At 63.2% G+C, this 20135-nt stretch carries 17 protein-coding genes, 1 other RNA gene and 4 pseudogenes; 12 read left to right on the top strand and 10 right to left on the bottom strand.

The window, feature by feature from the left end:
- Window positions 1-57 precede the first annotated feature (57 nt).
- Both H5J25_RS11335 and H5J25_RS11330 read left to right on the top strand, forming a co-directional pair.
- A complete protein-coding gene (locus H5J25_RS11335) occupies window positions 58-579 on the top strand; it encodes a hypothetical protein (protein ID WP_202091033.1) in 522 nt (173 codons plus the stop codon).
- Between the two features lie 655 nt (window positions 580-1234).
- Window positions 1235-1810: a PEPxxWA-CTERM sorting domain-containing protein gene (locus H5J25_RS11330; protein WP_225883520.1), complete on the top strand. Its 576-nt coding sequence runs from the start codon at window positions 1235-1237 to the stop codon at window positions 1808-1810.
- A gap of 276 nt (window positions 1811-2086) precedes the next feature.
- Here H5J25_RS11330 and H5J25_RS11325 read toward each other — a convergent pair whose 3' ends face one another.
- The 3 genes from H5J25_RS11325 to H5J25_RS11315 form a co-directional block, all read right to left on the bottom strand.
- Complete coding sequence (locus tag H5J25_RS11325) at window positions 2087-2365, bottom strand: SWIB/MDM2 domain-containing protein (protein ID WP_202091029.1); 279 nt, start codon at window positions 2363-2365, stop codon at window positions 2087-2089.
- Window positions 2366-2405: 40 nt separating this feature from the next.
- On the bottom strand, window positions 2406-2609 hold the full coding sequence (locus H5J25_RS11320) for a hypervirulence associated TUDOR domain-containing protein (RefSeq protein ID WP_202091027.1): 204 nt from the start codon (window positions 2607-2609) through the stop codon (window positions 2406-2408).
- Window positions 2610-2726: 117 nt separating this feature from the next.
- Window positions 2727-5330, bottom strand: a complete 2604-nt coding sequence (locus tag H5J25_RS11315; RefSeq protein ID WP_202091025.1) for a TonB-dependent receptor — start codon at window positions 5328-5330, stop codon at window positions 2727-2729.
- Between the two features lie 234 nt (window positions 5331-5564).
- On the opposite strand from H5J25_RS11315, the gene folE reads away from it, so the two are divergent.
- The 3 genes from folE to H5J25_RS11300 are packed head-to-tail and all read left to right on the top strand — an operon-like array spanning window position 5565 to window position 7317.
- A complete protein-coding gene (folE, locus tag H5J25_RS11310; RefSeq protein WP_202091023.1) occupies window positions 5565-6185 on the top strand; it encodes a GTP cyclohydrolase I FolE in 621 nt (206 codons plus the stop codon).
- Window positions 6186-6215: 30 nt separating this feature from the next.
- Entirely contained in the window at window positions 6216-6968 is a 753-nt protein-coding gene (locus H5J25_RS11305) for an SDR family oxidoreductase (RefSeq protein ID WP_202091021.1), read from the top strand.
- Complete coding sequence (locus H5J25_RS11300) at window positions 6961-7317, top strand: dihydroneopterin aldolase (protein WP_202091019.1); 357 nt, start codon at window positions 6961-6963, stop codon at window positions 7315-7317. Before H5J25_RS11305 ends, H5J25_RS11300 begins: the two co-directional genes overlap by 8 nt.
- A 134-nt stretch (window positions 7318-7451) precedes the next feature.
- Here H5J25_RS11300 and leuA read toward each other — a convergent pair whose 3' ends face one another.
- Window positions 7452-9110, bottom strand: a complete 1659-nt coding sequence (leuA, locus tag H5J25_RS11295) for a 2-isopropylmalate synthase (RefSeq protein ID WP_202091017.1) — start codon at window positions 9108-9110, stop codon at window positions 7452-7454.
- A gap of 267 nt (window positions 9111-9377) precedes the next feature.
- Here leuA and H5J25_RS11290 point away from each other — a divergent pair, with 267 nt between their 5' ends.
- Window positions 9378-9791, top strand: a complete 414-nt coding sequence (locus H5J25_RS11290) for a BLUF domain-containing protein (protein WP_225883072.1) — start codon at window positions 9378-9380, stop codon at window positions 9789-9791.
- Between the two features lie 61 nt (window positions 9792-9852).
- Here the strand turns inward: H5J25_RS11290 and H5J25_RS11285 are convergent, their stop codons facing one another.
- The 5 genes and pseudogenes from H5J25_RS11285 to miaA all read right to left on the bottom strand — a co-directional run bounded on the left by H5J25_RS11285 (window position 9853) and on the right by miaA (window position 15140).
- Window positions 9853-10422 (bottom strand): YceI family protein, encoded by a 570-nt coding sequence (locus tag H5J25_RS11285; RefSeq protein WP_202091015.1) that lies wholly within the window; start codon window positions 10420-10422, stop codon window positions 9853-9855.
- 172 nt (window positions 10423-10594) lie between these two features.
- Window positions 10595-11616: pseudogene (gene ilvC, locus H5J25_RS11280) on the bottom strand (ketol-acid reductoisomerase).
- 116 nt (window positions 11617-11732) lie between these two features.
- Window positions 11733-12248 carry an acetolactate synthase small subunit gene (ilvN, locus tag H5J25_RS11275; RefSeq protein WP_202091013.1) on the bottom strand — a complete coding sequence of 172 codons (516 nt, stop codon included), beginning with the start codon at window positions 12246-12248 and terminating at the stop codon, window positions 11733-11735.
- Between the two features lie 130 nt (window positions 12249-12378).
- Window positions 12379-14127 carry an acetolactate synthase 3 large subunit gene (locus H5J25_RS11270; protein ID WP_202096320.1) on the bottom strand — a complete coding sequence of 583 codons (1749 nt, stop codon included), beginning with the start codon at window positions 14125-14127 and terminating at the stop codon, window positions 12379-12381.
- Between the two features lie 80 nt (window positions 14128-14207).
- Window positions 14208-15140, bottom strand: coding sequence for a tRNA (adenosine(37)-N6)-dimethylallyltransferase MiaA (gene miaA / locus H5J25_RS11265; RefSeq protein ID WP_202091007.1), 933 nt, complete (start codon window positions 15138-15140; stop codon window positions 14208-14210).
- On the opposite strand from miaA, the gene serB reads away from it, so the two are divergent.
- Window positions 15133-16014, top strand: coding sequence for a phosphoserine phosphatase SerB (gene serB / locus H5J25_RS11260; protein WP_202091005.1), 882 nt, complete (start codon window positions 15133-15135; stop codon window positions 16012-16014). The two genes, miaA and serB, sit on opposite strands and share 8 nt — an antisense overlap.
- A 205-nt stretch (window positions 16015-16219) precedes the next feature.
- On the opposite strand, the pseudogene H5J25_RS11255 reads toward serB, so the two are convergent.
- Window positions 16220-16875: pseudogene (locus H5J25_RS11255) on the bottom strand (alpha/beta hydrolase).
- Window positions 16876-16979: 104 nt separating this feature from the next.
- Between H5J25_RS11255 and H5J25_RS11250 the strand changes: the two are divergent.
- The 5 genes and pseudogenes from H5J25_RS11250 (at window position 16980) to ffs (ending at window position 20086) form a co-directional block, all read left to right on the top strand.
- A pseudogene (locus tag H5J25_RS11250) lies at window positions 16980-18084 on the top strand (cysteine desulfurase family protein).
- Window positions 18081-19289, top strand: a pseudogene (locus H5J25_RS11245) (cysteine desulfurase family protein). Before H5J25_RS11250 ends, H5J25_RS11245 begins: the two co-directional pseudogenes overlap by 4 nt.
- Window positions 19286-19618, top strand: a complete 333-nt coding sequence (locus tag H5J25_RS11240) for a 2Fe-2S iron-sulfur cluster-binding protein (RefSeq protein WP_202091003.1) — start codon at window positions 19286-19288, stop codon at window positions 19616-19618. Before H5J25_RS11245 ends, H5J25_RS11240 begins: the two are co-directional and overlap by 4 nt.
- Before the next feature lie 44 nt (window positions 19619-19662).
- On the top strand, window positions 19663-19947 hold the full coding sequence (locus H5J25_RS11235; protein ID WP_202091001.1) for a hypothetical protein: 285 nt from the start codon (window positions 19663-19665) through the stop codon (window positions 19945-19947).
- Window positions 19948-19988: 41 nt separating this feature from the next.
- Window positions 19989-20086, top strand: an RNA gene (gene ffs / locus H5J25_RS11230) — signal recognition particle sRNA small type.
- Window positions 20087-20135 lie beyond the last annotated feature (49 nt).

Here is a 20135-nt window from a genome sequence, read left to right as displayed (position 1 = left end):
GATTGAGGTGTAAAAGTCGCAATCCGCCGATCGAAATGCCACAATCGGGGATACGATATGAAGACCGTGGCCAAAATGATGATCGCAGTAACCGTCGCGATATCGGGCGTGTCGGCGGCGAATGCTGCACCGATATTTTCGAACACGTTCGGGCCCAATGCAAAGTCGGTCAACACCTCCTTGATCGAAAACGGTGAGACTGTGGTGTCTCAAGGGACGACGATTTCTGGCGGGAGCAATGCAGGGCAGGCGGTCTTCGCACCCGACCTGTCGTATCTGGATTCGATGGGTCCGATAACGCTTTCGTTCGCTGCGCCCGTCTCGGGTTTCGGCCTGAACTTCGTCTCGGACAATCTGGACGTTATCCTGAGCGCGTATGACGACCTTGGCAATCTGCTGGAGAGCGGCATCTTTACGGGCAGCCCGACCCCCAATCTGGTGCGGGCCGGCTATGCAGGGTTTACCGGATATTCCAATATTGCACGGGCGGTGGTCACGACATCGCGCGATAATAGCAGCCTCTATATCGGAACCGTGACTTTCGTGAATGCGGGTGCCGTACCGGAGATGGGTACCTAGGGCATGATGATCGCTGGCTTCGGCATGACGGGCGCCGCACTGCGCACGCGTCGTCATAGCACGAAGGTCTTTTTCGCCTAGCGGTTTTGCCGGACGAGTGTGAAGCCGCTGGTCGAAAGACTGGCGGCTTTTCGCCGAGTTGCGCTGCGGGGCATTGGGTATCTGTGCAGGCCCGATCTTTCCGTAAATTTCTCCACATGATCATGCCTGATTTCGGCGATGCAAGCCCGATGGCCCCTTCCAGATGGGTCGTTTGCCCGGTCTTGCTGGCTGATAAACTCCATATCGTATGACTGCGAGCAGGGTTTTAATAGGCTATGCGATCGGGCAGACCCGATAGTAAATTGATTGCTTATGGAAAATAGAATAGATAATTCAAATAATAACCTGAGTTCAGAGAAGAATTGAGAGCCATGTGACAAAGACTGCTAGGTCGTGGACATCAAGTGTGTTGCTTTCATTTGCTGCTGTTTCTAGTCGAGGTTACTACGTAATCATCTTGTGTCATTTTGAAACGCGCCAGGTTTTGCAAAAAATAGGTGCGGACGAATCATTAAAGGCTTGTTAGCAGCTCGATCATTCTTCGGAGGCGGGGGGCGCTGAGCGCAAACGACCGATGTGGAATGAAAACAACAATCGGAGATACACTGTGAAGATGATGAACAAGGCGCTGCTTGGAGCAGCGGTTGCTGTTTCCGCTCTGTCGGCTGCAACCCCCGCATTAGCGACGGTTTATGTGGTGAACAGAACGATCGGTGGCGCGTCGGTCATAGGAACGATCACCACGGACAGCACCATTGGCGTGATCCGCGAGGGAAATATCACCGACTTTTCGCTGACGTTTGATGGTTCGGCGGGTCCGCTCACGGCCAACAAGGCAACGGGAACGACAATCGTCGTGGGGTCCGCCTTGGTGGCAAGTGCCACGGAAATGACGTTCGACTACTCATCGTCAGAGAATGGCCTCATCCTTGGAATGAATGATTTCTCGGCTTTCCTTTGCAGTGTCTCGGTAGACATATCGTGCACCGGAGGGGATAAGGGCGTAACCCAGATCATTTACAACAATGCCGCCTTCATCCAACCGCTGACCGGTGTTCAGGCGTTCGCAACCGTCGCCACCGCTGCCGTGCCGGAACCGGCGACCTGGGGCATGATGATCGCCGGCTTTGGCGTGATGGGCGCCGCATTGCGCACGCGTCGTCGTACCATGAAGGTCGCTTTTGGCTGAGGGTTCATTCCCCGGACGCGTACGAAGCCGCTGGCCGAAAGGTCGGCGGCTTTTTACATTGTCGCGCGAGGATGGTTGCGCCGCGGGGGGTCGCAGGGCCTTTCCAAGGCCTGCCGGTTCCGACCGCGATGCGAAGCCGTCGCCCGCAAGCGAATCGGGGGCGAAATGATCTTTTAGCCAGCGCCGGCATCTGCGGTCACGAAAAAGGCCCGGACAGCGATGCTGCCGGACCCAGTTCGCTTGTCGCGCGGCGGGCGGCAACGCCCGCGCCGGGCGTTACGCCTTGACGTGTGCAGCGATGTACTTGTTCATCTCGAACATGGTGCACTTGTCGCGGCCGAAAACCTTCTTCAGCTTGTCGTCGGCCAGAATTTCTCTTTTATTTTCAGGGTTCTGGAGGTCATGCTTCTTGATGTACTCCCAGACCTTCGAGATCACTTCGCTGCGCGGCAGCTTGTCGTTGCCGACGATCTCACCGAGCTCGGGCGACGGCTGAACAGGCGCGTGGATGCCGCCGGTCTTGGGGGCCGCTGCCGCAGTTGGGGTCTTCGCCATAAATCTTCCTTCCTGATGTGCCGTTCAAGCCGACATCGATTCACGCCTTTTTCAGCGCGCCCTCCTTGTGCGCCGCCTTTCCGCCATTGTCACTCCTTACGATAAATTGCGGATCGTCCTTTGTTGCCACGACCTTATGGCCTTTTATGTGCGTGGTGCTGGTCTGTTTCTTCTCGACATGGCCGTGCGCGGTGCCGCCATGCGATTTCCAGGTCACTTCGTCGCCCTTCTTCAAATCGCTCATCATCGCTCTCCTTCTGCGATCAAAAGCGCAGGACACAGGGATAAGGTTGCAACAAAAAGGCCCCCGGCAAGACTGCCGGGGGCCGAGGTGGTCGCAACCAGGGTGAGGGGGAAGCGCTCAGAACGCCTTGCGCAGGGTGACGCCGTATGTGCGCGGTTCGTTCGGATAACCGCTGAAGCTGCCGGACTGGATAACGGTCTGGAATGCGCTGAGCAGATACTTGTCCTGCGTCAGGTTGCGTACCCAGAGCTGGACGTCGAGCTTATAGGGGGTCGAGACGCCGAGGCTCGCGTTGACCGTGTTCTGGCTGAACGTGTTGAGGTTCGCCGGCACCGTATCGGTCAGACGTGTCTTGCTGGCGAAATCATATTCGCCGCGCACGAAGGCGCTGTAGCCGTCGCCGAATTCCTGTGTGTAGGTTGCGGAGACGCTGCCGGTCCATTTCGAGATGCCGGCCGGACGACGGCCGGACAGATCGCGAAACTGTGGCGCGAGCGTGCCGGCGGGGGATCCGGCCGGAACCTGGCAGACCGGATCGAATGAGACGCACGTTGCGCGGGTAAACGAGTCGTACTTAGGATCAAGATACGTCACCGCGCCGGTCAACAGGAGCGGGCGGACGGGGCGGTACTGGGCGTCGAGTTCGAAGCCCTTGACCGACTGCTTGCCGGCATTGACCAGAGCGAAGCCGGTGCCGGTAAAGGCGTTCGACTGGAAGCCCTTGATCGACTGCTGGAACACGGCGAGGTTCAGGAAGCCGCCGTTGAAGCGCGCTTTCGCACCCAGTTCATAGACGGTGACGTTTTCCGGATCCGCGGTGCGGCCGACGCCGTTGTTCGGCGGGCGGCTGTCGGACGAGAGGTTGTACGCACCCGCCTTCCAGCCGGTCGAATAGCTCGCATAGACGTTGAGGCGGCTGTCGAGATCGTAGGCGAGACGCCCGGCATAGGTGAACTTGTCGTCCTTCAGAATGCCGCTTTCGTTCGCGTTCGGGAAGTTGACCGGCGCATGGTTGGCGGTGTCGGCATAGAAGAATTGAACCGCGTTCAGACCCGCGAACAGATTGACCGGGATCGTGCCCGGGGCACCCGGCGCAATGATCGAGAGAGGCAGGAAGCCAAGCTCCGGAACATTCCGAAGGTTGAGCAACGCGAACCGGTCGGTCAGCACGACGTTGGACTGCGCCTTCTTCCGATCGTTGAGATAGGCGCCCCCGCCGGTGAACGTCAGGCGGTCGGTGATCTTGAAGTCGAACTGCCCGAAGATCGAGAAGGATCGGTCGTCCAGTTTGTAATTGTCGAAGATGCCTTGGCCCTGCTGGAAATAGGTCGCGCCGGGGCGGACATTCGGATTGACCAGCGACTGGAGCGTTTCGAGCGTCCCGACGGGCGGGGCGCCGTTGGGCAGGCCGTTCGCGCCGCGTCCGACGGTCAGTGCATCGACAAACGCGCGGGAGTCGCGACCGAACAGGATGTTGCGGCCGGTATCAATCTTCTCGTCGGCATAGAAGCCGCCGAGCAGCCAGTTGAAGGGACCCGCATTGTCCGATGCCAGGCGGAATTCCTGTGTGAAGGTCTTGATGCGATCGTTGGTCGTCTGGTTCGAAATATCAGCGCCGGTGAAATCGACGTCGAGTGTCGTGCGGTTGCTCTGCGTACGATAGGAGGTGATCGACGTCAGCTTCGCAAAGCCGAGGCTGAGATCGGCCTGCGCGGAAATGCCCTTGCCGGTCAGGACGTTGTTCGGCGCGGTATTGTAGACCAGTTCGCGGTCGAACAACCGGGCCGGATTGCCTATCGTCGCGCCGACACCGAGAACACCCGCGCGGGGCGCTCCGATCAGGACGGTCGCGGGCCCGTTGAACAGCGTGCTGGCGCCGCAGCAGATTTCATCGATATGGTTCAAATCCGCGATGACACGCAACGAGAAGTCCGACGAGGGCTGGAACAGCAGATCGCCGCGGATCGAGAAGCGGTCGCGGCCATTGACCTCGCCGCCGCTGACGATGTTCCGGAAATAGCCATCGCGCTGGTTGACGTTGCCGTACACGCGGAACGCGACCGTTTCGCTGAGCGGACCGGTGATCGAAGCGTTCGCCTGCATCAGCCCGTAGTTGCCGGCCGTCGCCTCCGCGCGGACGTGCCAGTCGAACTCAGGCAATTTGGTGACGATGCTGATCGCGCCGGCCGACACGTTCTTGCCGAACAGGGTCGATTGCGGGCCGCGCAGGACCTCGATGCGCTGGACGTCGGGAAGATCGGCGATCGCGGAGGCGGATCGCGAGCGATACACGCCGTCGATGAACACGCCGACCGAACTTTCAATACCGATATTGCCGTTGCCGTTGCCGAAGCCGCGGATCGTGAAGTTGGTCTGGCCAGCGCTCTGGAACTGCGTGACGCGCAGCGACGGGACGACGGACTGGAGATTGATGAGATCTACGATCTGCGCCTTCTCGATCGTGTCCACGCCCGTCACCGAGACGGAGATCGGAATATCCTGAAGCGTCTGTTCGCGCTTCGCCGCGGTGACGATGATATCGTCATCGGCCTGGAAGCCGCCGACCTTGTTTCCGGCGTCATCGGTCGGCGTATCGGTGGTCGCCGTCGTGGCGGCATCCGGCGGGACGGTCGTCGGGGGCGGCGGGGCGACCTGAGCGGCAGCCGGCATGGCGATGACCAGGGCGAGCGCGGACGCGGCGAACAGTTCGAATCTCTTCATAGGTTTTCCCTCTCCTGTCTTCGCCGACGATCTTTGGTCGTCTTGCGAGTTGGTCTATCGACCTGACGAGACGTAGCGCTCGCCAGAAAGCGCCGTCAATGGCCTAATATGGCGCAAAACTGCGGGCTTGCACCGCGGTTGTCCAAATGAGACAGGTGCCGCGACATTCATCAAATCCACCGAAACACGGTTGCCGTAGCGTCGCGTGGCATTTCTTCGTTCAAGGACTCATCGATGACCGACCTGGGACCGGATCCGGAAGACGGCGATATTGTCCGCGATCCGAAAAAAATTCCCGTTCCGCAGGAGGTTCAGGATGCAATCCGGACGCTGATCCGCTGGTCCGGGGACGATCCCGAGCGCGAGGGGCTGGTCGATACGCCGGCCCGCGTCGCGCGGGCGTGGAAGGAGTATTGCAGCGGTTATGACGACGATCCGTCGCATCACCTGTCGCGCGTGTTCGAGGAAGTGGGCGGGTATGACGAACTCGTGCTGCTGCGCGATATTCCGTTCCAGTCGCATTGCGAGCATCACATGGCGCCGATCATCGGCAAGGCGCATATTGCCTATCTGCCGCGTAATCATGTCGTCGGCATATCCAAGCTGGCGCGCGTGCTGAACGCCTTCGCACGGCGATTGCAGGTGCAGGAACGGCTGACGGCGGAGGTCGCCGACTGTATCTGGGAAGGGCTGAAGCCGCACGGCGTGGCGGTGGTGATCGAGGCGAGCCACGCCTGCATGACGGCACGTGGCGTGCGGACGCCCGGCGTCGGCATGGTAACGAGCCGGATGATGGGCGTATTCCGCGAGGACGAGCGCGCCCGAAAGGAAGTGCTTGCGCTGATGCATTCGTGACGTGCGTGTCCGCGTGAGAGGGCTGGTCGCGTGAAGGGGCAGGCGGTGCTCGTCACGGGCGGGGCGAAGCGGCTGGGCGCGATCATCGCACGGCGGCTGGCGGCGAATGGTGCGCGTGTCGTGCTGCATTACGGTTCGTCCAAGCGCGAAGCGAATGCGCTGGCGGAGGAGATCGGCGCGGCGGGGGTGGTGCAGGGCGATCTGGCGGATGCACACGCGATACCCGACCTGTTCGATCGCGCACGTGGCGTTGCGGGAATGCCGATTGCCGGGATCGTCAACAGCGCTTCCGCGTTCGACTATGATGCCCCGCCCGATCTCGATCCCAACCTGCTCGCGAAGCTGTACGCGATCGGCCATTCGGCGCCCGTCCTGCTCGCCTCCGCCTTGGCGCGGCAGGCGGATCTGGGGGACGGGGCCGTCGTCAATCTGCTCGACCAGAAAGTGGCGAATTTGAACCCGGATTTCTTTTCCTACACCGGCGGCAAGGTCGCGCTGGCGGGGGCGACGGGGATGCTGTCGCAGGCGCTGGGGCCGCGCATCCGCGTCAATGCGGTCGCGCCGGGCATCACGCTGCCGAGCGGCGACCAGAGCGACGAGGAATTCCGTGCAGTCGCGTCCGAGAATGTGTTGCGGCGTCCGGTCGATCCGCAGGACGTGGCGGGCGCCGTCGCTTTCCTGCTCGGCGCGCGCGGGTTGCATGGGCAGATCGTATATGTCGATGGCGGACAGCGCCTAATGCCCCGCGACCGGGACGTGATGTTCGAGCGCGACCGTGCCTGAATTCACCACGATCCTCGACAGGCTGGCGGTGATGATCCGGCTGGGAATCCACGACTTCGAAGCCGAGCCGCAGCGCGTGATCGTGTCTGTCGAGATGACCGTCGATTATCCCGAGCCGCTGCGCGACGATACGATCGAGCAGGTGCTGGATTATGATTTCGTACGCGAGCGGATCGTCGCGCTTGCGGCCGAGCGGCGCTTCGCCTTGCAGGAGACGTTGTGCGAGACGGTGGCGGGGCTCTGCCTGGCGGATGCGCGGGTGCGGCGGGTAAAGGTTCGGACGATGAAGACGGACGTGTATCCTGATGCTCGGATCGGATGTGAAATCGTACGGGTAAGCGAACCATAAGACCCGTCATTCCCGCGAAGGCGGGAATCCATATTCCGACGATCGGAGCTAGTTCGAAAGGTCAGCCTGTATGGATCCCCGCCTGCGCGGGGATGACGGTGGTGGCAGGTCGGGTTTAGGGTTGGGAAATTACCTCAAGCTCGGTTTGCGGCGCTCAGGACCGCGCGGACGCTGGCGGTGGCTATGTCTGTGTCCAAGCCTACGCCGAAGACCGTCTTGCCCTCCGCGGTGCGGCATTCGACATAGGCGGCGGCCTGCGCGTCGGCGCCGTGGCCGATCGCGTGTTCGCTGTAATCCACCACGTCGAGCAACGGGCCGGTGCTGTCGCCCAGGGCCGCGATGACGCCGGAGATCAGTCCGTTGCCGCGGCCCGAGATCGACCGTTCCTGTCCATCGACCGAGACCCGGCCGACGAACAGGCGCTGTCCGGCGGTGCCGCTTTCCTCATAGTCGACCAGCGCGAAGCGATCGGCGTCGCGCGCGAGATAGGTGCGTTCGAACACCTGCCAGATGTCGGCGGCGTTCAGTTCGCGGCTGGTCTCGTCGGCATAGGCCTGAACGTAGCGGCTGAAATCGGCCTGCAGGCGCTTGGGCAGCTTCAGGCCCTTGTCCTGTTCCAATACCCAGGCGACGCCGCCTTTGCCCGATTGCGAGTTGACGCGGATGACCGCTTCGTAGCTGCGGCCGAGATCGGCGGGGTCGATCGGCAGATAGGGGACTTCCCACAACTCGTCGTTACGGCCGGCCTGCGCCGAAAATCCCTTTTTGATCGCGTCCTGATGACTGCCGGAGAAGGCGGTGAAGACCAGATCGCCGGCATAGGGCGTCCGAGGGTGTACCGGGATGTTGGTGCAATAGTTGATCGTATTGACGATCTCATCGATATCGGAAAAATCAAGTTTAGAATCAACGCCTTGAGTGTACATGTTCAGCGCAACTGTGACGAGATCGCAATTGCCGGTCCGCTCGCCGTTACCCAGTAAACAGCCCTCGACACGGTCCGCGCCCGCCATCATGCCCAGTTCCGCCGCGGCGACGCCGGTGCCGCGATCATTGTGGGTGTGGAGCGAAATCACGACGCTGTCGCGATTTGGAATGTTGCGCCCGAACCATTCGATCTGGTCCGCGTAGATGTTGGGCGTCGCGCATTCGACGGTCGCGGGCAGATTGAAGATGATCGGCTTGTCCGGCGTCGGTTGCAGAACGTCCATCACCGCGGCGCAGACATCGACCGAAAAATCGAGTTCGGCGGTAGAGAAGGTCTCGGGCGAATATTCGAACGTCCAGTCGGTATCCGACTGCGCGGCAGCACAGTCGCGCAGAATCTTCGCGCCTTCGATCGCGATGCCGCGAACCTCGTCGCGCGTCATGCCGAAGACGATCTTGCGCCACGCCGGGCTGACGGCGTTGTACAGATGGACGATCGCGCGCGGGGCACCTTTCAGGCTCTCGAAGCTCTTCTCGATCAGGTCGCGGCGGGATTGCGTAAGGACCTGTATCGTCACGTCGTCGGGGATGCGCCTTGTTCGGACGAGACCGGAAATGAAGTCGAATTCGGTCGCGCCCGCGCTCGGGAAGCCGACCTCGATCTCCTTCAATCCGACCTTGCAGAGCAGATCGAACAGACGCGTCTTCTTCTCGGCATCCATCGGATCGATCAGCGCCTGATTGCCGTCGCGCAGATCGGTGGACAGCCAGCGGGGCGGCTGCGTGATCGTCCTTGACGGCCATTGTCGGTCGGGCAGGTCGATCTGGGGGAAGGGGCGGTATTTAACGGAAGGATCACGCAGCATCGTGTGTCTCGCAGAACTTCGGGTCAGCTTGTCGGGCGGGTCGGTCCCTTAGGCGGTGTCGCTCGCGGGCCGGTATCGGCGCACGGCGAAGGTCGCGCCTAAGGGCGCGTAAGTCGAAGTAGCGGGAGGCGAAGGCCGAACGTCATGTGAGGTGTGCGTAGCGTGGTCGGATGTATCGTGTCCAGTACGGAGTGACCGAGGGCGCGTGGGGAGGGGCAGATTGATCTATGACAATGTAGACCGGCGTGGCAGAGGCTAAGTGGCGCCATGACTTCACAGACCCAGCCGCTGACGCAACTGCTTTACGTCAGCACCAGCAATCCTTCCGGGGCGAAGATCGACCTGCCCAAGATCGTCGAGCAATCGCGGCACAACAACGCGTTGGACGGCGTTAGCGGTCTGTTGTGGAGTGATGGGAAACGTTTCCTGCAAGTGCTTGAAGGACCAGCGGAAAGCGTCTCGACGACGTTCGACCGGATCAAGGGCGACACGCGGCACCATGCGATCGTCGTGCTGCACCAGCGCGCGATTACGGAACGGGAATTCGGAACCTGGACGATGGCGCAACGCCGGGCCGACGACACGGCGGACGACTTCGACGCGAAGATGCAGCGGCTGCTGCGTAATGCGTCGGATACGGTTCGCGGCACGTTTCTCGGGCTGATTGCCGCGCGGGCCTGATCGAGGAGGGCGGCCTCGCGACTGCGCGAGGCCGCCCTCCTTGTTACTTCTGACCCGTCGCTTACTTCTGGAACGCGGCGGCGATCTTCAGCTTCACGGCGTCGGAGACGAAGGGCAGCGCCCCGGCTACGCCGAACTGGCTGCGCTGCACCGTCGTGGTCGCTTCGAAGCCAAGGTTTTCCTTGCCGCCCATCGCCGCCGGCATCTTGCCCGCACCGTAAAAGGTAACGTCGAGCGTTACCGGCTTCGTCACGCCGTTCAGCGTCAGGTTACCGATCACCGTTGCCTTACCCTTCGCGCCCGGCTTCACCGAGGTGGAGACGAACTTCGCGTCGGCAGGAGCGGGGCCGAAGAAATCGGGCTTGCCGCCGTCCTTGCCCGCGCGGAGCATGTGGCTGGTCAGCCCGGCGCTGGCTGTGGTCACCTTGGACACCGGAATGGTCATGTCGACCTTCGCCGCCGCCGGGTTCTTCGGGTCGAACGTCAGCGTGCCGGTAATGTCGCCGAACAGGCCGAAATACGGCGTGAAGCCAAGGTGATCGACAGTCCAGCTGACGAGCGTGTGGTTAGAGTCGGCGGTGTAGGTGCCGCCCGTGATGCCGGCGGTGCTTTTGGACCCGGGCACCTGCATCGCCTGCTGAGCGATCAGGGGGTGGCGATCGCGGCGGAGGCAGCCAGGAGGATGATCGGGAGGCGCATCGGCAAGTTCCTAAAAAGAAGGGGACCGCGCCGGTGTGGTGCGATCCCCCGATTGGCTCAAGTACTGAATGCGAAACGATCCGTTCCGTTCCGCAGGTGCAACGTCAGTTCTTGTCCTTATCGACCAGCGCGTTCTTGCCAATCCACGGCATCATCCCGCGAAGTTCGCTGCCGATCTTCTCGATTGGATGCGCCAGCGCCTGCTTGCGTGCGGCCTTCAGTTCCGGCTGACCGGCGCGGTTGTCGAGGATGAAGTTCTTGACGAAGCGGCCCGACTGGATATCGGCAAGAACTCGCTTCATCTCGGCCTTGGTTTCGGGCGTGATGATGCGCGGTCCGGTGGTGATGTCGCCATATTCGGCCGTGTTGCTGATCGAATAGCGCATGTTGGCGATGCCGCCTTCATACAGCAGATCGACGATCAGCTTGGTTTCGTGAAGGCATTCGAAATAAGCCATTTCCGGCGCATAGCCTGCCTCGACCAGTGTCTCGAACCCGGCCTGGATCAGGTGGGTGATGCCGCCGCACAGAACGGCCTGCTCACCGAACAGATCGGTTTCGCATTCTTCCTTGAAGTTGGTCTGGATGATGCCGCTGCGGCCGCCGCCGCGACGCCCGATGCATAAGCGAGCGCGATGTCGTGCGCGTTGCCCGACGAATCCTGGTCGATCGCGATGAGGCAGGGGACGCCGCCGCCGCGGACATATTCGCTGCGCACGGTGTGGCCGGGGCCCTTCGGCGCGATCATGATGACGTCGAGATCGGCGCGCGGCTCGATCAGGCCGAAATGCACGTTGAGGCCGTGCGCGAAGGCGATCGTCGCACCCTGCTTCAGATTGTCGTGCAGGTCGGTGGCATAGATTGCCGCCTGATGCTCGTCCGGCGCGAGGATCATGACGATGTCGGCCCAAGCGGCGGCTTCCTTGTTCGACTTGACCGCGAAGCCGGCATCGATCGCCTTCTTGGCGGTGGCCGAACCTTCGCGCAGTGCGATCGCGACATCCTTCACGCCGCTGTCGCGCAGATTCTGCGCATGGGCATGGCCCTGCGACCCGTAGCCGACGATGGCGATCTTCTTGTCGGTGATCAGGTTCAGATCGGCGTCGCGATCGTAATAGACTTTCATGATATTCAGGCCCTTCTGTCATCCCCGCGAGGGCGAGTATCCGTCCCGCTGCGGTCGTTGATTATGGATCCCCGCGCGAGCGGGGATGACGGCAAACATGGTAAGCGTAGGTACAATCAGGCGGCGTTCTTGCCTCGCGCCATCGCGACGATGCCGGTGCGAGCGACCTCGATCAGTCCGACCTCGCGCATCAAAGTGATGAACGTATCGATCTTCTCGCGACCGCCGGTCACCTCGAAGACAAAGCTGGTGGTCGTCGCATCCACCACGCGGGCGCGGTAGACGTCGGCCAGGCGTAGCGCTTCGATCCGGTGATCGCCCGTGCCGGCGACCTTCACCAGCGCGAGTTCGCGTTCGACATGCGGGCCGAGCGCGGTCAGATCCGTGACGGAATGGACGGGGATCAGCCGGTCGAGCTGGGCAAGGATCTGCTCCATCGTCTCGGCGCTGGCGGAGGTGACGATCGTTATCCGGCTGACCGCGTGGTCGGCCGTGACGTCCGACACGGTCAGGCTTTCGATATTATAGCCGCGCGCGGTGAACAGGCCGGCGATCCGGGCGAGGATGCCGGGTTCGTTGTCGACCATAACCGCCAGCGTGTGGCGGGATGCTGTTTCGGTTTTTATGTGCATGACTTAAATTCCCCTCCCGCTTGCGGGAGGGGCCAGGGAGGGCAGTTCCCCAAACACGCGGCCGCCCGTGCGAACAGGCCCTCCCCGACCCCCTCCCGCAAGCGGGAGGGGAGATTTTGCGAATTTCCCATCAGACCAGCGCCTTCGCTTCGTCGTCCATCTCGCCGGAGACTTCCTCCGCCTGGAGGATCATGTCGGTATGCGCCGCTCCGCTCGGGATCATCGGGAAGCAGTTCGTCAATTGCGAGACCATGCAGTCGACCATCACGGGTCCGTCATGCGCGAGCATGGCGGCGATACCGTCTTCGAGCTGGTCCATCGTTTCGATCCGGATGCCCTTCCAGCCATAGGCCTCTGCCAGCTTCACGAAGTCTGGCAGCGCATCGCTGTAACTCTCTGAATATCTGCTGGAATAGGTCAGCTCCTGCCACTGGCGAACCATCCCCATATATTGGTTGTTGAGGATGAAGACCTTCACCGGCAATCGATATTGCGTTGCTGTCGCCAGTTCCTGGATGTTCATCTGAATCGAAGCTTCGCCGGCAACATCGATGCATAATGCATTGGGATTGCCCAATTGTGCGCCGATCGCAGCCGGCAGCCCATAGCCCATAGTGCCGAGGCCGCCGCTGGTCAGCCACTTGTTCGGCCCTTCGAAACCGAAATGCTGGGCCGCCCACATCTGATGCTGGCCCACCTCCGTGCTGACGATCGGCGCGCGCTTGTGCGTGGCTTCCCACAACGCGCGGATCGCGCGTTGCGGCATGATTTCTGTCTTGGTGTCGGTGAAGTCGAGGCTGCCCTTCGCGCGCCATTCGTTGATGCGCGACCACCATTCGGCGAGATCCGGCTTGGGATGGCGACGTGCCTTGTACACGCGTACCATATCCTCGAGCGCGTGACCGACATCGGCGATGATCGGAAGGTCGACGCGGACGTTCTTGTTCACGCTAGACCGGTCGATATCGATATGGATCTTGCGGCTCAAAGGGCTGAATGCGTCGAGCCGGCCCGTGACGCGATCATCGAACCGCGCGCCGAGACAGACGATCAGATCCGCCTTGTTCATCGCCATATTGGCTTCGTACGTGCCGTGCATGCCAAGCATGCCGAGCCAGGCGTCGCCGCTGGCGGGATAGGCGCCAAGGCCCATCAACGTCGAGGTGACGGGTGCGCCGGTGATGCGGGCGAGCTCGCGCAACAGTTGCGACGCTGCGGGGCCGGAATTGATGATCCCGCCGCCGGTGTAGAAGATCGGCCGTTCGGCGGCCGCGAGCATGTCCACCGCCTGTTCGATCAAGCTCGGATCGGCCTTGATCTGCGGGCGATACGTCTTGTGCTTGATCGGGCCGGGCTTGGTATAGCGCGCAGTCGCGACCTGAACGTCCTTCGGGATGTCCACGACCACAGGACCGGGGCGTCCGGACGTGGCGATATGGAAAGCCTCGTGCAGCACCGGGCCGAGGCTCGCCGGGTCCTTCACCAGATAATTGTGCTTCGAACAGTGGCGCGTGATGCCGACCGTGTCCGCTTCCTGGAACGCGTCCGTGCCGATCAGGGCGGTCGGGACCTGTCCGGTGATGACGACCATCGGAATCGGATCCATCAGCGCATCGGTGATCCCGGTAACGGCGTTGGTCGCGCCGGGGCCCGAGGTCACGAGCACGACGCCGGGCTTTCCGGTCGACCGGGCATAGCCCTCCGCCGCATGAGTCGCCGCCTGTTCGTGGCGGACGAGGATGTGCTTGATCCGGCCCGAGCGGAAAATCGCGTCGTAGATCGGCAGAACGGCACCGCCCGGATAACCGAACACGATCTCCACGCCGAGATCGCACAGTGCCTCGACCAGTATATCGGCTCCACTCTGTTCCGCGTTCATCATCGTCGTCCTTCCTTGCCGCGCCGCAATAGCGTTTCGGCGGGGGTGCGGCTACCCGTATGATTCGTACGCGTCAAGGGTTATAGTTGTAATAATCTATCATACGAGGCGGCATAATTGGATGTTTCTGTTGCTTCGATACGGGGCCAACCTGGGGGCGATTGATTTCGAAACCAGGTATATTGCCGTTTCGCATATTGGCGCGTGGCGAGGCGTAGGGCATCAAGTGCTTGTTCTCGGGCGATTCTTCCAGCAAGCCAGTCGGCGATTTCGGCAACGCCGATCGCGCGTCGCACCGACAGGTTCGGTGTGATATCGGGGCGCGCGAGCAAAGCCTCCACCTCGGCCACGGCGCCGTCCTGCATCATCGCTTCCGCGCGCGCATCGCACCGGGCGAGCAGCCAGTCGCGATCAGGCAGCAGGATCAGCGGGATGAGGTCGATGCGATCCGCGATGCCGCCTTCCTTATGTGCCTGCCACTGGGCCAGGGTTCGGCCGGTGGACAAAGCGACCTCCAGCGCACGGGCGACGCGGGTGGTGTCTGCGGGGGCGAGGCGGGCCGCGGCTTCGGGATCTGCTTGCTGTAACCGTGCATGCGCCTGCGCGACGGGAAGCGCGCGCACCTCCGCGCGGATCGCAGGGTCGATATCTGGGACGGGGGCGATGCCGTCGAGCAGCGTTCGAAGATACAGGCCGGTGCCGCCGACGAGGATTGGCAGCTTGCCCGCCACCTGCACTTCCGCGATCACGTGCTGCGCGTCGGTCGCCCAGCGCGCGGCGGAACAGCTTTCCGCACCGTCGATATAGCCGAACAGGCGATGCGGAACCCGCGCCTCGTCCTCCACGGTCGGCCGGGCGGAGAGGATGCGGAGATTGGCATAGACCTGCGCGCTGTCGGCGTTGACGACGACGCCGTCATGCGCGGCAGCGAGGTCCATCGCGAGCGCGGACTTGCCGCTGGCGGTCGGCCCTGCGATGAGCGCCACTCGCGGTAGGGATTGCACGATGTTCATTGCGACGCTGATAGCACCGGGGACGCTGTCCGGGGGCGATATTTCCGACGCCCGCGACCGGCTGGCCGAAGGCGGCTGCGTACCGGGGGACGTGACTTGGATCGATGACGGGTTCGCGGCGGACATCGCCTTCACCGAAGCGCCCGACGTGGCGCGTCGCGTGCTCGAAGGGGCATTCGCTGGTGGCGACGTCATCGTGCAGCCGACAGCCGGTCGCGCCAAGGCGCTGCTGGTCGCCGATATGGATTCGACGATGATCACGGTCGAATGCATCGACGAACTGGCCGATTATGCCGGGATCAAGCCGCAGATCGCGGAGATCACCGAACGCGCGATGCGCGGCGAACTGGGTTTCGAGGCGGCGCTGGATGCACGCGTCGGCTTGCTGGAAGGACTGGACGAGAAGGCGATCGACGCGTGCCTGAACGAGCGCGTCGTCATCATGCCGGGCGCGGCGGCGCTGGTGCGGACGATGAAGTCGCGCGGGGCGCTGACGGTATTGGTATCGGGCGGGTTTACGCGCTTTGCCGAGCCGGTGGCGGCAACGATCGGGTTCGATCGCGCGATCGCCAACGTGCTACTGCTGTCGGGCGGCGTGCTGACGGGGAAGGTCGCCAAGCCGATCGTGGGTTCGCACACGAAGCTGGAGACGTTGCTGGCGGCGACCGCCGAGCGCGGGTTGTCGGCGGGGGACACGCTGGCGGTCGGCGACGGGGCGAACGACCTGGCGATGATCGAGCGCGCCGGGCTGGGCGTCGCCTATCGGGCGAAGCCGGTCGTCGCGGCGGCGGCTGCGGCGCGCGTGCAGCATAACGATTTGACGGCGTTGCTATATGCGCAGGGGATCAAGCGGGCCGATTGGGTGGTGGGTTAGGCGCGGCAAGCGTTCGGGAATAGACCCGGTGCTACCAAGCCTACTCAACTACACCGCTCGTCCTGAGCTTGTCGAGGGGCGGGCATACGGGAAAGGTGCTTCGACAGGCTCAGCACGAACGGTTCAGGAATAGTCCCCGCGCCGGGTAAATAGCACCGCCACCGTCACCGCGGCGCAAGCCCGGTAACGGCGGACTATCGCGCCCTCAGCGGATCGGCGAGTTCGGATCGAGGCGCATGTCCAGATACTTGTCCACGCTGCCCATCAGTTCGGGCATTTCGTGTTCGAAGAAGTGGTTCGCCTTCGGGATCGTGTCGTGGTGGATCGTGATGTGCTTCTGCGTGCGCAGTTTGTCGACCAGCTTCTGCGTGGCAAGCGGGGGGACACTTCGTCATTCTCGCCCTGGATGATGATGCCGCTGGCTGGGCAGGGGGCGAGGAAGGTGAAGTCGTACATGTTGGCGGGCGGCGCGACCGAGATGAAGCCGCGAATCTCCGGACGGCGCATCAGCAACTGCATGCCGATCCACGCGCCGAAGCTGAACCCGGCGATCCAGGTGGTCGATGCCTCCGGGTGGAAGCTCTGTACCCAGTCGAGCGCCGATGCCGCGTCGGACAGTTCGCCGATACCGTTGTCGAACGTGCCTTGGCTCTTTCCGACGCCGCGGAAGTTGAAGCGCAACGTCGCGAAGCCACGACGCTGGAACGTCTTGTATAGTTGCTGGACGATCGCGTTGTTCATCGTGCCGCCCGCGGTGGGGTGCGGGTGCAGGATCATCGCGACGGGTGCGCGCGGGCGCGGGCCGGGGGAGAAGCGGCCTTCAAGACGGCCTTCGGGTCCGGGGAAAATGACTTCTGGCATGGCGAAACCTGACTAATCTGTACGCGCAACTTGGGCGCTGGAATGTGGGCGCTATATAAGAGGCGCAGACCTTTTCGCAATTGGAACGACTCCTGACCGCCCACATGGCCCCCGACGCGACATCGCGCATCTATCTGGATCATGCCGCGACGACCGCGATGCTGCCGGTTGCGATCGAGGCGGTTGGGGCGGGTATGCGGCGATGGGCCAACCCGTCCTCCCCCGCATGCCGAGGGGCGCGCGGCCAAGGCTGCGCTGGAGGCGGCGCGGTCGCAGGTGGCGGCGGCCTATGGCTGGGCGGGCGAGACCTTGTTCACCAGCGGCGCGAGCGAATCGCTTGGCATCGTCGCGGCGCGGGCGGATGCGGGGGTGCGGATCATCACGGCGGTGGAGCATGATGCGGTGATGCGTTGGGCCACACCGGACACGATCGTCCTGCCCGTGGGCCGGGATGGCAAGGTGACAAGGGAGGCGTTGGAGCGCGCTGTTTTCGATACCGGCCCTTCCGACGGTCGCGTGCTGGTGACGGTGCAATGGGCGAATAGCGAAACGGGTGTGCGTCAGCCGATCGCGGAGATCGCACGGGTCGTGCATGGCGGCGGCGGGCTGCTGCTGGTCGATGCCGCGCAGATGCCCGCCGGCGCCGATGCGGAGGTTGCCGAACATGCCGATTTCGTCGCCTTGTCGGCGCATAAACGCGGCGGGCCGCCGGGGATCGGGGCCTTGTTGGTCCGCGACCTGGGGACGCTGAGCCCCACGGGCGGGCAGGAGCGGGGATATCGGCCGGGAACGGAGAACCTTCCGGCAGTGTTGGGCTATGCCGCAGCGCTGGCGGAGCCGGAGCCGGTCACGGACTATGCGCGGTTGCGGGCGATGCTGGACGATGCGGTGACGCGGTCCGGTGGCGAAGTCGTCGCGTGCGGATCGCTGCGTCATCCGGCGATCGGCGCGTATCGGATGACCGGCGTGCCGAGTTTCGTGCAGCTGATCGACTTCGATGCGGCGGGTTTCGCGGTGTCGGCGGGTAGCGCCTGCGCCTCGGGCAGCATGAAGCCGAGCCATGTGCTGGCGGCGATCGGGCTGTCCGAGGCGGCGGGGCGCGAGGTGGTGCGCGCGAGTTTCGGGCGGACGACGACCGAAGACGATGTGCGGGCGTTCATCGCCGCGTGGCGCAGGATCGCGCGGGCCAAGCAGCGGTTCGTGGCGTGATTTATCTCGACTACCAGGCGACGACGCCGCTTGCTCCGCAAGCGTTCGAGGCGATGCTTCCGTGGTTGAAGGACGGGTTCGCCAACCCGCATTCGCCGCATTCTGCCGGGCGGCGGGCCAAGGCGGCGGTGGAGGTGGCGCGGGAGCAGGTCGCCGCGCTGATGCCGACGGGCGGACAAGTGAGCTTCACCAGCGGGGCGACCGAGGCGATGAACTGGGCGATCAAGGGCGTTCGCCCGGGCCGGATCGTGACGATCGCGACCGAACATGCGGCGGTGCTGGATAGCGTGGTGGCGTGCGGGCGGCACGGGCGAGAGGTGATCGTGCTGCCGGTTGGGGCGGACGGGCTGGTCGATCTGGAGGCGGCGAGGGGGGCGATCGTTCCGGGAACCGCATTGGTCGCGGCGATGCTGGTCAATAACGAGATCGGCGTAGTTCAGCCGATCGCCGAACTTGCGGATCTGGCCCATGCGTCTGGCGCGTTGATGCTGTGCGACGCAGTACAGGGTTTTGGGCGGGTCGCCATTCCCGGCGGATGCGATTTGATCGCGGTGTCTGCGCACAAGGTACATGGCCCCAAGGGCATCGGCGCGCTGTGGGTTCGCGACGGTGTGACGCTGGAACCCCTGCTGCATGGTGGCGGGCAGGAGGCTGGCGGACGGTCGGGGACGTTGTCGCCAGCCTTGTGTACGGGATTCGGAGTGGCGTCGGCGCTGATGTCGGACCTGCGCGAGGCGGATCAGGCGCATGTCGAACGGTTGTGGCGGATCGCCGTAGAGCGGATGGGCATCAAGACTGCGCTCCCGGGAAAGGGAAGAAACGGCCGCAGGTTGGCCTAGTGGGATTGTCGTATCTGCCTCGAGCCAACCCACCCCGACCCCTCCCTTCCAGGGAGGGCAGTTGGCGGGTGGCGCCTCAACGGATCGGGTGACTTTCGCTATCGCGGGAATTTGAACGTGCGTCGTGACGGGCTCGACGTCGCGCGATTGATGTCGGACCTGCGCGATGTGGCGTTTTCCGCCGGATCGGCGTGCGCGAGCGGATCGGGGCGGTCGAGCCATGTGTTGCGCGCGATCGGCCTTTCGGAGTCGCAGGCGCGGTCGAGCATCCGGCTCGGCTTCGGGCGTTACACGACGGAGGCGGAACTGGTCGAGGGCATCGACCGGATCGCCGCTGCCGCTGCCGGACAGGGGCTTGGAGCATGACGCTTGTACGGTTTATCGGCGCGGACGGTAATGTTCGTGAGGTGCGCGGAGCACCGGGGGACCGGTTGCTGGACCTGGCGCAGGCAGATGGGCAACCGCTGGAAGGGACGTGCGAGGGACAGATGGCTTGTTCGACCTGCCACGTCATCGTCGCGCCCGAAGATTTCGCGCGCCTTCCCAAGGCGGTCGAGGATGAAGAGGATATCTTGGACTTGGCAATGGGCGCCACGCGAACGAGCCGGCTGGCATGTCAGATTTGGCTGCAGGCAGATTGGACCGACTTTACGGTACGGATTCCGGGCGGAGCGCGGAACATGCAAGGACGGTGACCGTTTCGATGCCGTGCCGAAATTGGGCATGGAGGAGAAAACATATGAAATTTCTTGGTTTGATCGCCGCCGGGCTGCTCGGCGCCGTGACGCTGGCGCCGGCTTCGGCGAGCGCTGCTCCGGTCGCCGCAGGTTCCGCGACATTGTTGGTCGCCGGCGTGGTCGCCGCGCCGCAGGCCGTTGTCGTCCGCGAACGCACCGTCGTTCGTCGCGGTCCGGGCTATCGCAACGATCGCCGCAACCGCTGGTCGACCCGTCGCGTGTGCACCAACCGCTGGCGCGGCAACCGCAAGATCCGCACCTGCCGCCAGGTCCGCTATCGTCGCTGACATAAGGCATTGATCGCTTCGCCTGACTTCCCTATCTGAGCCGCGGAAGTCGGGCGGACGTGGTCGTCGCCAACCTGGTCAGATCCGGAAGGAAGCAGCCACAACGATTTCGCCGCGGGTCGTTCCGGCTTCCACCTCAAGCCTTGCTGCGCAAGGATATGTCTGACGATGCGACTTTGTCGTATCGC

This window comes from Sphingomonas aliaeris (assembly GCF_016743815.1).
Taxonomy (GTDB): Bacteria; Pseudomonadota; Alphaproteobacteria; order Sphingomonadales; family Sphingomonadaceae; genus Sphingomonas; species Sphingomonas aliaeris.
Note: the sequence above shows the minus strand (reverse complement) of the source record. Positions and strands in the feature narration are given on the sequence as shown.